General features: G+C 67.3%; 11 protein-coding genes. 1 reads left to right on the top strand and 10 read right to left on the bottom strand.

The window, feature by feature from the left end; translation table 11 throughout:
* Positions 1–28: 28 nt before the first annotated feature.
* The 7 genes from EGT50_RS14355 to EGT50_RS14325 all read right to left on the bottom strand — a co-directional run bounded on the left by EGT50_RS14355 (position 29) and on the right by EGT50_RS14325 (position 7,069).
* Positions 29–496 carry a DUF3180 domain-containing protein gene (locus EGT50_RS14355; RefSeq protein ID WP_127955352.1) on the bottom strand — a complete coding sequence of 156 codons (468 nt, stop codon included), beginning with the start codon at positions 494–496 and terminating at the stop codon, positions 29–31.
* 5 nt (positions 497–501) lie between these two features.
* Entirely contained in the window at positions 502–1,008 is a 507-nt protein-coding gene (gene folK / locus EGT50_RS14350; RefSeq protein WP_127955351.1) for a 2-amino-4-hydroxy-6-hydroxymethyldihydropteridine diphosphokinase, read from the bottom strand.
* Positions 1,005–1,397 (bottom strand): dihydroneopterin aldolase, encoded by a 393-nt coding sequence (folB, locus tag EGT50_RS14345; RefSeq protein WP_127955350.1) that lies wholly within the window; start codon positions 1,395–1,397, stop codon positions 1,005–1,007. The genes folK and folB overlap by 4 nt, the downstream gene beginning before the upstream one ends.
* Complete coding sequence (folP, locus tag EGT50_RS14340; RefSeq protein ID WP_127955584.1) at positions 1,390–2,223, bottom strand: dihydropteroate synthase; 834 nt, start codon at positions 2,221–2,223, stop codon at positions 1,390–1,392. The genes folB and folP overlap by 8 nt, the downstream gene beginning before the upstream one ends.
* A 32-nt stretch (positions 2,224–2,255) precedes the next feature.
* Entirely contained in the window at positions 2,256–2,834 is a 579-nt protein-coding gene (gene folE / locus EGT50_RS14335; protein ID WP_408014650.1) for a GTP cyclohydrolase I FolE, read from the bottom strand.
* A gap of 116 nt (positions 2,835–2,950) precedes the next feature.
* On the bottom strand, positions 2,951–5,419 hold the full coding sequence (gene ftsH / locus EGT50_RS14330) for an ATP-dependent zinc metalloprotease FtsH (protein WP_127955348.1): 2,469 nt from the start codon (positions 5,417–5,419) through the stop codon (positions 2,951–2,953).
* A gap of 267 nt (positions 5,420–5,686) precedes the next feature.
* A complete protein-coding gene (locus tag EGT50_RS14325) occupies positions 5,687–7,069 on the bottom strand; it encodes an amidase (protein WP_127955347.1) in 1,383 nt (460 codons plus the stop codon).
* Positions 7,070–7,167: 98 nt separating this feature from the next.
* On the opposite strand from EGT50_RS14325, the gene EGT50_RS14320 reads away from it, so the two are divergent.
* Complete coding sequence (locus EGT50_RS14320; RefSeq protein ID WP_127955346.1) at positions 7,168–9,441, top strand: serine/threonine-protein kinase; 2,274 nt, start codon at positions 7,168–7,170, stop codon at positions 9,439–9,441.
* A 5-nt stretch (positions 9,442–9,446) separates the two neighbouring features.
* Here the strand turns inward: EGT50_RS14320 and hpt are convergent, their stop codons facing one another.
* From hpt to EGT50_RS14305, 3 genes are read right to left on the bottom strand one after another with little or no spacing between them, the layout of a single operon-like run.
* Positions 9,447–10,001 carry a hypoxanthine phosphoribosyltransferase gene (hpt, locus tag EGT50_RS14315; RefSeq protein WP_127955345.1) on the bottom strand — a complete coding sequence of 185 codons (555 nt, stop codon included), beginning with the start codon at positions 9,999–10,001 and terminating at the stop codon, positions 9,447–9,449.
* Positions 10,002–10,013: 12 nt separating this feature from the next.
* Positions 10,014–10,985 (bottom strand): tRNA lysidine(34) synthetase TilS, encoded by a 972-nt coding sequence (gene tilS / locus EGT50_RS14310; RefSeq protein WP_127955344.1) that lies wholly within the window; start codon positions 10,983–10,985, stop codon positions 10,014–10,016.
* On the bottom strand, positions 10,982–12,037 hold the full coding sequence (locus EGT50_RS14305; RefSeq protein WP_127955343.1) for a zinc-dependent metalloprotease: 1,056 nt from the start codon (positions 12,035–12,037) through the stop codon (positions 10,982–10,984). Before EGT50_RS14305 ends, tilS begins: the two co-directional genes overlap by 4 nt.
* Positions 12,038–12,050 lie beyond the last annotated feature (13 nt).

Here is a 12,050-nt window from a genome sequence, read left to right as displayed (position 1 = left end):
TACAATCCTGCTCGGCCGCCCCGAGGTGTCAGGGGGCTGGCTCCTCGGGCGGCACGTCCGGCGTCCGGCAACAGTGTTCGAGCCACAACGCCGCCACAACCAGTAGGACTGCGGCGACCAGACCGACGATCGCACCCGGACTGTCCGAGACCGCGGCCCGCAGCTCCGAGCGCTGCGGCCACAGAAAGACGAGCAATCCCGCCCATACGCCCGCACTGGCCGCACCGACCAGCGCGGATGCCTTGGCCAGTGCTGCGGTGCGCGCGGCCGTGATCGGATGCAATTGTCGGGGGCCGGGACCGATCGCGTGGTCGCGGATCCTCGCCCGGATCACGAACGCGAGCACCGTCTCGATGACGGCAACCGGGTACAGCGACGCCCCCGCGTAGACGGGGATCGGGGGAATGGACCCGTACCAGACACGGACCAGCAACCAGGTCGCCACTGCGGCGAGCAGTGCCAGGGACAACACGTCCCAGATCCGGGTCGGTTTCATCACAGCTACCGTAGTTCCAGTTGCAGCGTCGTCCGTCGAACTCCGGCCTTCTCGGCCGCGTCGAGGCGTCTGAGCAAGTCGTCGACCCGTACTTCGGTCTCGTCGACGTCGATGGTCGCATTCGGTTCGACGTCGAGCCACGGCGCCAGCACGAACGCCCGTTCGTGCGCACGTGGATGCGGCAACGTCAGCTCGGGATCATCGCTGCAGATCCCGTTGCACGTCACGACGTCCACATCCAATGTGCGTGGACCCCACCGCTGCTCACGTACCCGATCTGCGGCGGCCTCGAGTTGCTGCCCGCGCCGCAGCCAGTCCCGACAGTCGGCGTCGGGATCGTCCACGATCAGGACGGCGTTGAGGAAGTCCTGCTGTTCGACGCCGCCCCACGGCGACGTCGCATAGACCGGCGAGACCGCAACGATCCACTCGCGCATGCCATCCACCACCGCCTGCAGATGAGCGAGGCTGTCCCCGATGTTGGAACCGATGGACAGCACCGCCCGGCTCAACAGGTGGCCTCGGCAGTGGTTCGCGACCGTGTAGCAACCACAGCGACGTCCGAGAATGTCAACGGGATCGGTGCGGACGGCTTGTGCAGCGCCACCTCGACACGCTCGACGCGCGCATCGCCCATGACATCATCGGCGATCTCCCCCGCGACGGTCTCGATGAGGTCCCGCGACGGTCCCGCGACGATCGCGGCCGCGCGCCGGGCCAGATCACCGTAGTCGAAGGTGTCCGCCAGGTCGTCGGACGCTGCGGCCGGCGCGAGATCCATCCACAGGGTCACGTCGACGAAGAACTCCTGCCCGCCACGCTTCTCATAATCGAATACGCCGTGGTTGCCGCGAACCTTCAGTCCACGCAACTCGATTCGATCGCCACCAACGTCATTCATCCGTCACCTCCCCGTCCGAGCCTTGACCACCCCGCCCCCAGGCACCCGCGACGGCGATCGCGTCGAGCGACGCCTGTGCGTCGTGGACCCGCACTCCCCAGGCGCCGTTCATGACCGCCAGGGCCGAGATCACCGCCGTCGCGATTTCACGGCCGGACGGCGGGCGGTCGGTTCCGTCTGCACCCGCCAGCAACGACCCGAGGAACCGCTTGCGGGACGCCCCGATCAGGACCGGGAAACCCAGTTCGGCCAGTTCGGGAAGCCGGTGCAGAAGCTGCCAGTTGTGGTCGGCGGCCTTGACGAAACCGAGGCCCGGATCGAGCACGAGCGCTCTCGGGTCCACGCCGGCCGCTACCGCGGCGTCCACTTGCACCATCAGCTCGTCGCGCACCTCACGGACCACGTCGTCGTAGTGGGCCGATCCACCGGCGTGAACGAACTCGCCCGCGGGACGCCAGTGCATCAGTATCCAGGGCACGTGGGCCTCTGCGACGACCCGTGCCATGTCGACATCTGCGCGGCCGCCGGAGACGTCGTTGACTATCGACGCACCGGCTTCGATCGCCGCTCGAGCCACCGACGCTCGCATCGTGTCGACGCTGACGGTCACACCCTCGGCAGCGAGTGCAGCGATTACCGATACAACCCGTGCCGCCTCGACTTCGGGATCGACACGGGTGGCGCCCGGACGAGTCGACTCACCACCGACGTCGACGACGTCGACCCCGAGTCGCTGCAGGTGCAGGCCGTGCTCGACAGCGGAGTCTCGGTCAAGGAATTTGCCGCCATCGGAGAACGAATCGGCAGTCACGTTGAGGACGCCCATAACGACGGGCCGTCCGGGGTGCGGTAGGGCGATCACCTGCGGAGGATCAGATCGAGCGCCTCGGCGCGGGAGGCGGAGTTCGTCTGGAACAGCCCACGCACCGCAGACGTCGTGGTGCTCGCGCCCGGCTTGCGAATTCCGCGCATCGCCATGCACAGATGCTCGGCCTCGATCACGACGATCACACCGCGCGGGTCGAGTCTGCTCGTGAGGGCGTCCGCGATCTGGCTCGTGAGCCGTTCCTGCACCTGCGGCCGCTTGGCGTACAGATCCACCAGCCGGGCCACCTTCGACAGTCCCGTGACCCGTCCCGTCGGCCCGGGAATGTAGCCGATGTGCGCGACTCCGTGGAAGGAGACGAGGTGATGCTCGCACGTCGAGTACAACGGAATGTCCCGGATCAGCACGAGTTCTTGATGGCCCTCGTCGAACGTCGTGTTGAGGACGTCGTCGGGATCGGTGTACAGGCCGGCGAACACTTCGCGGTAGGCGCGGGCTACCCGGGCCGGAGTGTCGAGGAGTCCCGGACGGTCGGGATCCTCGCCGACCGCAATCAGCAGCTCACGCACTGCTGCTTCGGCGCGCGCCTGATCGAACGGCCTCCCCGTCATGAGCGCAACCGGCTCACTCCCCAGCTGATTCACCGACAACCGACGTACCTCCAGTATTGGGGCTCAATGCCCCGGACCATACGGGTGTGCCGGGTCTAAGCCTAGTTGTGGGTCGATTACTGCGGGCCGGTCGGCCCCTCCCAGGCCTGCGTCGGAGCATCGTTGTCGGACCGTCCGCTGCCCCTTTCGCCAGGTGGGCGGCCCGAACCGTCCTCGGGCCCGGCGGGGCGCTGGTTCGACGGATCCCATTGCGGGTGCTGCTGCCGTCCACCCTGCTGGCCGTGACCAGCGTCAGCCCGCTGACCATGACCACTGTCAGCCCGCTGACCATGACCACTGTCAGCCCGCCGACCGTGACCACCGTCGGCCGGCTCACGGGGCGGCCAGCCCGGAGCGGACCAGCCCGCGGGAGCGCCGTAGTCGGGACGGGTGCCCTGAACCGGCGGCGCGGGTGGCTGCGCATGACCCGGGTGGACAGGACCCTGTTGCGGAGGACCCTGCTGCGCAGGACCGTGTTGCGCAGGACCCGGGTGCGGCGCGGGCCGACCGTAGGACGGCTCTGAAGCGGCGTTCCCGTTGACCGGAGGCGGCGCCGTCTGACGCTGCGCGAACGTCGGCTGCGCCTCCCGCATCGGCTCGGGCGCCGGCGGCCACGTCTCGCCCCGCTCGATCGCGAGCTCTCGCGGCGTCTTGATCGGCGGCTTGTCGGACGGGGTGCGCTCACCGAAGACGTCGAACTCGGTGATCCGCGGGCGCTTCTCCACGCTCGTGAAGATCTTCTCGAGATCCTTGCGGGTCAAGGTCTCATGCTCGAGCAGCTGACCGGCCAGCTCGTCCAGGACGTCGCGGTACTCGTTCAGGATCGACCACGCCTCCGTGTGCGCGGCCTCGATGAGCTTGCGCACTTCCTCATCGATCTCCCGCGCGATCTCGTGCGAGTAGTCGGAGTTCATGCCCATCGTGCGGCCGAGGAACGGATCGCCCTGTTCCTGCCCGTAGCGGACCGCGCCGAGCTTCGCGCTCATGCCGTACTCGGTCACCATCGCCCGGGCGATCTTGGTGGCTTGGTCGATGTCTGACGAGGCACCGGTCGTCGGCTCGTGGAAGACGAGTTCCTCAGCGGCACGACCACCCATCGCCATGACCAGGCGTGCGATCATCTCCGACCGCGTCATCAGGCCCTTGTCGTCCTCGGGAACGGTCATCGCGTGACCACCGGTGCGTCCTCGCGCAAGGATCGTGACCTTGTAGATCGGCTCGATGTCAGGCATCGCCCACGCCGCGAGCGTGTGACCACCTTCGTGGTACGCGGTGATCTTCTTCTCGTGCTCGGAGATGATCCGGCTCTTGCGGCGCGGACCGCCGATCACCCGGTCGACGGACTCCTCGAGCGAGGTCTCCGTGATCACGGTCCCGTTCTCGCGAGCCGTTAGCAGCGCGGCCTCGTTGATCACGTTCGCCAGGTCGGCACCCGACATCCCGACGGTGCGCTTGGCGAGGCCCTCGAGATCGGCATTGGGGTCGAGCGGCTTGCCCTGCGAGTGCACCGAGAGGATCGCCCGTCGCCCTGCCAGGTCGGGGGCGCTGACCGGGATCTGGCGGTCGAAGCGGCCAGGGCGCAGTAGTGCCGGGTCGAGGATGTCGGGGCGGTTCGTCGCGGCGATCAGGATGATGCCGGTGCGGTCACCGAAGCCGTCCATCTCGACGAGCAGCTGGTTGAGGGTCTGCTCACGCTCGTCGTGTCCGCCACCGAGGCCGGCGCCGCGCTGCCGACCGACGGCGTCGATCTCGTCGACGAAGATGATGCACGGGCTGTTCTGCTTGGCCTGCTCGAACAGGTCACGCACACGCGAGGCGCCGACACCGACGAACATTTCGACGAAGTCCGAGCCGGAGATCGTGAAGAACGGTACACCGGCCTCACCGGCGACGGCCCGCGCAAGCAGCGTCTTGCCCGTGCCGGGCGGGCCATAGAGCAACACACCCTTGGGGATCTTGGCGCCCAGCGCCTGGTAGCGCGAGGGATGCTGCAGGAAGTCCTTGATCTCGTAGAGTTCCTCGACCGCCTCGTCGGCACCCGCGACGTCCGCGAAGGTGGTGCTGGGTAGATCCTTCGACAGTTGCTTGGCCTTGGACTTGCCGAAGCCCATCATTCCGCCGCGGCCACCGCCTTGCATGCGGTTCATCACGAACAGGAAGATGCCCAGCAGGATGATCATCGGCAGCACGAACAGCAGGGTCGACGTCAGCCAGCTTTCCTGCGTGACGTTCGTGTTGAACTCCTGCAGTCCTGAACCCGAGACCTTGTCGAAGATCTGCTCGGACGCCGCTTCCGGATACTTGGCGATGATCTCGGTGCTGCCGTCAGTGGCGTCGTTGCCGCTCTTGAGCCACAGTCGCACCTGCTGTTCACGGTCGTCGATCTGCGCTTTGTCGACATTGTTGGCGTCGAGTTGCGCGATCGCCACCGAGGTGTCGACCGACTTGAACTCCCGCGAGTCGTTGCCGAAGAAGCTGAAGGCGTAGATCACCAACAGGACACCGGCGATTATCGCCAGGTAGCGGTACACAGTCTTGCGGTTCATACAGGTTCGGCCACCGCGGCCGGTCCTTTCGATAGTGCGGGCGGTCGTTCAGGTACGTAATCACCGTTCCGGCTGGCCAGACGAGTGGATGTCCCACTGTCCAGACACCTCAGATTACCGCGAACGAAGATGCTCGATGCCTGGTAGCAGCCAGCTGCCCCGGCCGCGTCCCCGGGAAGTATCGTCATCAGTTTCAACGCGCTCTACCCCCGTGTCGGTTCCCGCTCGGGGACGCAGATCACCAGGCCGGGGACCAAGGTGCGCACCTCACACAGGCGAGTGACGCAACCAGCCCTGCCGATGTTCGATCTCGGCTGCGACCGCGAGCACAGTCCGTTCCCCACCGGGTGGGGCGACGATCTGCACCGCCAATGGTGTCCGGGACCCGGAGTGCATACCAACCGGGACGCTTGCAGCCGGCCAACCGAGAACGTTCCACATCGCACTGAACGGCGCATATCTCACGTTTGCGACAACGTTGGATATCCAGGACTTCTCGCTCCACGGGAGTGCCGCGACCGGGGGCTGCGCGAGTGACGGCGTCACCACGACGTCGTAGGCCGAGAAAAACGAACGCATCCTGGCCTCGATGCGGTCCACTTGCGACTGCCGCACCAGCCCTGCCCGTTTGATCATCCGACCGACCGCTGCGTGCCTGCGGGTGCGTGGCTGCAGCAAGGCCGGATCCAGATCAGCAACGTCGTCGGCAGTCCCGGCCATCCAGCGCGCGAACGCCGCCGTCATGTTGGGCGGATACGGGACCCGTGTCTGTGACGTACTGTGCCCGGCCTCGGCGAGCAGCGCCGCAGTTTTCTCGACGCCACTCGCCCACTGGCGGTCGACCCGCAAGATAGGCGACGGCGCGTTGACAGCCACGCCGATTCGCAGTGGCCGCGACTGCGGGATCTGCCCGAGGTCGGGTTCGTCGGCCAGCACCGAGAGCATCAGAGCCGCATCCTCGACGGTCGACGCGATCGGCCCGTTCTCCGACATCCCGAACCACGAGTGCTCGCCCAGCTCGGACGGCACGACACCGCGGCCGGGCTTGATGCCGAACACACCGCATGCAGCCGACGGGATCCGTATCGAACCCATGCCGTCCGCGGCCAACGCGATCGGCACCATGCCCGCGGCGACGGCGGCGGCGGAACCACCGGACGATCCTCCGGGCACCCGGTCCGGGTTCCACGGGTTGCGGGTGATCACACCCGGCGAGTCGACGGCACCCCACACGCACAGTTCCGGGACTGCGGTCAGACCGACCGGGATGGCGCCGGCCGCCCGCAGCCTGGCGACGGTCGGATGGTCGCTCGCGGACGGCTGTGGATCGGTCGCAGCCGAACCGTCACGCATAGGTTCGCCCTGGACCTGAACGTTGTCCTTGATCGCGACAGGAACCCCGGCAAGCGGCAGGCTTGCGAGGTCGGTACGGCCGGCAAGCGCCTCGGCTTCAGCACGGGCCCGCTCCCCCAGCACGCGCACGAATGCCTGGATCCTGGGATCACGCTGCTCGATACGGCCGAGGGCATCGTCGACGGCAGCGACTGGAGACAGCGCTCCAGAACGCACTCGACTGGCGATGGAAACGGCAGTGAACTCGTCGACTGTGAACTTCTCAGCTGTTGGCCCCTCGGCACCCGGATCTCGCACCTGCCGAGTATGACGCCAAGGGCGATATCATTTCGAGTACCCCTAGGGGTGAGTTGGCCCCACCCTGCCGCACTCCCATCTTTGGACAGTGACGTGTGATGGATGGCACAACCGCATCGACCCCCACGGCCTCCACGACTATCGACGGCGGGCCGCCTCCGGATCTCGGCTCGCGAACGGTCTCCTTCCTCGCCGACGTCGTCGCCCGGTTCGCCGACCGGTGGGCGGCGGCCGACGACCCCCCGGAGATCGAATCGTTCCTGCCCGGCGGGCTGCCCGTCGGTGATGCGCTGCGCCGTGCCGCAATCGTCGAGCTGATCAAGGTGGATCTCGAGTACCGACTGGTGCATGCGAACCGGCCGAAACCGCTCTCCGAGTACCGCGACGAGTTCCCCGAGCTGCGGTCGAAGCCGCTTCCGGTAGACCTCATCTACGAGGACTTCCACCTGCGTCGCCGCAGCGGTCACGCCGTCGACGCCGCCGCGTACGTGCGCGAGTTCCCCGAGAATGCGGAGCAGGTGGCGACCCTGCTCGAGCCCGACGACTACCGCAGCACCCTGGTCGCGCAACCGGGCGCGCAGCGGGCCCTCGAGCAGGTCAACGTCGGCGACCGCGTCGACGACTTCGACCTGCTCACCGAGCTGGGTCGCGGATCGTTCGCGCGGGTGTTCCTGGCCCGGCAGCGGTCGATGCAGCGGATCGTCGCGGTGAAGGTCTCACACGACCACGGCACCGAACCACAGACACTGGCCCAACTCGACCATGACTACATCGTCCGGGTGTTCGACCAGCGGCTACTCCCCGATCGCGAACTGAAGCTGCTGTACATGCAGTACGTGCCGGGTGGCACCCTGCTCGACGTCCTGCGCCGGGTCCGCGAACATCCGGCCGAGCACCCCCGAACCGGCCGGTTCTTGCTCGACTCGATCGATGCCGTCCTCGAACGAAAGGGTGAGATCCGGCCGAGTGACTCGAGCGTGCGCGCCGAGATCGCGGAGCTCAGCTGGCCCGAAACGGTCGCGTGGCTGGGCCGCCGTCTCGCAGACGCCCTCGACTACGCCGACCAGCACGGCGTCCTGCATCGCGACATCAAACCCGCGAACGTCCTGCTGACTTCGGAGGGCGTTCCCAAGCTGGCAGACTTCAACATCAGCTTCAGCGACCGTGTCGCCGGGACCAGTCCGGTCGCGTACTTCGGTGGATCCCTCGCTTACATGTCGCCCGAGCAACTCGAGGCCTGCCACCCGGATTTGCCCGGCTCGGCCACCGACCTCGACGCGCGGAGCGACATCTACGCGCTCGGGGTGATGTTGTGGGAACTGCTGACCGGGCGGCGTCCGTTCGCGGACGAACGCGACGCCGGCGAGTCGGCGACATCGCTCGAACGCATGCTGGCGCTGCGACGACACGAGATCGATACGCGGTTCCAGGAGGAGTTGCCCGACGACTGCCCGGCTGCGCTGCGCCGCGTTCTACTGACCTGCCTGGCACCGAATCCCGAGGATCGTTGGTCGACGGGTGCGGAACTGGCGCAACAGTTGGACCTGTGCCTCGATGCTCGGGCCCGTGACCTCGTCGACCCGCCACCGCACAGCTGGCGACACCGCCTGCTGCCGTGGATGATTCCGATCGTCGCACTCGGTGTGGGTGTTCCGAACACCCTCGCGGCGATCTACAACTACAACCACAACCAGACCCTGATCATCAATGAACTGTCCGCCGAGGCACAGCAGCGATTCGTCGAGATCTCGCAGGTGATCAACAGCATCGTGTTCCCGCTCGGGTTCGTGCTGATCGTGTACCTCTGCCGCTACGTCATCTACGTGCCCTTGGGTCTCCGGAGGGGCAGAAGCTACGACGCTGCCACCCTCTCTCGTGCCCGCGCCGACACCCTGCTGATGGGTGACCGGATCGTCGCGGTGGTGTTCGCGCTGTGGCTCATCGCGGGAATCGCCTTTCCGGTCATGCTGCAAATCGCCGCCGGGGCCCTTCCACAGGGCGTCTATGTGCACTTCCTGGGTTCGCAGATCGTGTGCGGGGCGATCGCGGTCGCATACCCGTTCTTCCTGGTCACGTTCTACGCGGTGCGGTGCCTGTATCCATCGCTGTTGCCGCACGGCATCACCAGCAGCAGCGACGAGCGCCGACTACGAGGACTGGAGCGCCGCAGCACCAAGTACCTCGCGGTGGCTGCGTCGGTGCCATTGGTCGGGGTCGCCGGGGCGACGTTCCTACCCCCTGACGAGATCTCAGCCGTCATAGTCGCGGTGCGAGTGTTGTGCGTCGGCGGCGTGATCGCGTTCGTGTTCGTGTACTGGCTGTTCCGCCTGCTCGAGGAGGACCTGCGGGCGCTCGAGCGCGTCGTGTCGTAGAGCTGCTAGCCGCCGTACACCTTGGGGTCGAGAGTGCCTATATAGGGCAGATCGCGATAGCGCTCGGCGTAATCGAGGCCATAGCCGACGACAAACTCGTTGGGGATGTCGAAGCCGACGTACGCGACCTCGACGTCCACCTTGACCGCCTCCGGCTTACGTAGCAGCGTGACGACCTCGAGCGACGCAGGGTTGCGCGTCCTCAGGTTGCGCATCAGCCACGACAGCGTCAGACCCGAATCGATGATGTCCTCGACGATCAGCACGTGCCGACCGGCAATGTCCTTGTCGAGGTCCTTGAGGATCCGCACGACGCCCGACGACGACGTCGACGATCCGTACGAACTGACAGCCATGAACTCCATTTGTGTGGGGATGGGCAACGCCCGCGCGAAGTCCGTCATGAAGAAGATCGCGCCCTTGAGGACACCGACCAGCAGCAAGTCGCCCTCGGGGGCGCCGGTCGGATAGCGCTCGGCGACTTTCGCGGCGAGTTCCGCCGTTCGCTTCTTGATCTGCTCCTCGGAGATCAGTACCGATGCGATGTCGCCCTCGTACACGGAGCATTCCCTTCAATCGTTCACGAAGTCCGCCGACAGCCTGCCACGGCTTCGGGACGCGACCAACCTGACGCCCGGACCGCCGCCACCGACGGCGACGCCGCCTTGCCCGCGCCAGTGGCTGATCAGATCGTCGACGGCCCGTAACTGCTTGTCGGTCAGTGCTTTCGCGCCAGCGTCGAGGAGCCATGCCCGCAAGACCCGACGTCGCACTGCGACAGGAATCTCGTGCAGACGCTCGACGAGGAGATCGTCTCCGTCCCGCGCCGACGCTAGCGCCTGGCGGGCGAGGGTGTCGAGCACCTCACCGTCCTCACGGAGCTGTCCCGCGGTCCGGGCCAGCGCCGCGGAGACCCCGCCGCCCAGGGCGTCCTCGAGCAGCGGCAGCACCTCGGTACGCAGCCGAACCCGAGTGAACCCCGGATCGGAGTTGTGGGGATCCTCGTACGGCTCGAGCGCGAGGTCGGCGCAGGCGCGGCGGGTAGTAGCACGTCGGACCCAGAGCAGGGGCCGGCCCCACGGCGCGTCGTATTCGGCCATGCCGCGGATCGACCGCCCACCCGATCCACGGGCCAGACCCAGCAGCACGGTCTCGGCCTGGTCGTCGAGGGTATGTCCGAGCAGGACGGGGTGCCCGCCGCGGCCCGCGTCGAGGGCCGCGTACCGGGCGCTGCGCGCGGCAGCCTCGAGTCCACCGGACGCGGTGACGTCTACCGGCACGACGTCCGCTCGGGCACATCCGAGGTCCAGTGCCCGCGCGGCCGCGGTGGCAGCGACGCGGTCCGAGCCCTCCTGGAGTTGATGGTCGACGACGAGCGCACGCACCGAGGGCGCCTCTGCGACCGCGGCCGCCGTGAGGGCGAGGGAGTCGGCGCCACCGGACAGCGCCACGACAACCGTCCCGGCCGGCTCGTGTCGCGCCAGCCAAGCCCGAACCGCATGCCGCACTTCGAGGATCGCGGGTGTTTCCGGGAGGAGGCTCACCCCAGCACCCTCGGGATCCAGGCATCGGGGTGCTCGATTTCTTCGAGGGTCGGCATCGCTTCGGGTCCGGTCCACACCGTGTTGAAACTTGCCATCCCGACACGGTCGACGACGGCGTCGACGAATCGCTTGCCTCGCACGTATTGCGCCATCTTGGCGTCCACACCGAGCAGTGCCCGCAGGATTCGCTGAATGGGGGTGGTCTTGCGGCGGCGGCGCGCATCGAATGCCTTGCGGATGCGTACCACCGACGGCACGACGTCGGGTCCGACAGCATCCATCACGTGGTCGGCGTGGCCCTCGAGCACGGTACCGAGCACAAGCAGGCGGTCGAGCGCGGCACGCTGAGGTTCGGCCTGGGTGGCACGCACCAGTCCGATGATGCCCCGCTGGTCGACAGGGAGGTCCTCACCGCGGCGACGATCCCGCAGGGCCGAGGAGAGTCGCGAAACGAACTCGGCCATCGGTTCCTTCGACGCCTCGCCGAGCGTTGCGACGGAGCTGCGCATGTAGTCACCCATCCAGGGCGCCGACGAGAACTGGACTCGGTGGGTGACCTCGTGCAGGCACACCCACAACCGGAAGTCCGCGGGCGGTACCGCCAGCGTCCGCTCCACCTGCAACACGTTGGGCGCAACGAGTAGCAGCGTGCCGTGCTCGCCTGTGAACGGGTCGTACTGGCCGAGAATCGCGGACGAAAGGTACGCGAGCATCGCACCTGCCTGCACGCCACTCGGCTTTCCGGCCAACGATGAACGCTGCGGGTCGACGTCCGATCCGGTGAGATGTGCCATCGACTTCGCCGCCGCGCGGACCCAGCCCGCACGGTCGACGACCTGTGCAGAAGGGATCGGCAGCCCGTCGGCCAGCCCGGTAACGTCGCGGACCGGACCCTCGGCGCGGACCGAAGCACTCTCGAGCTCGGCGACGACGGCCTCTGCTGTGTACCGCGATGTCACGGGCCCGGAGGGCGCCAGACGCACGCCCGTCCGAGCAGCGAGGCCCCAATCGACCGCGCCACCGAATCGGCTGTCCGACTCCGCCGTAGCCACCGTCACTACCTCA

It is taken from the genome of Rhodococcus xishaensis (assembly GCF_004011825.1).
Classification (GTDB): domain Bacteria; phylum Actinomycetota; class Actinomycetes; order Mycobacteriales; family Mycobacteriaceae; genus Prescottella; species Prescottella xishaensis.
This window is presented reverse-complemented; position numbering and strand designations above follow the sequence as displayed.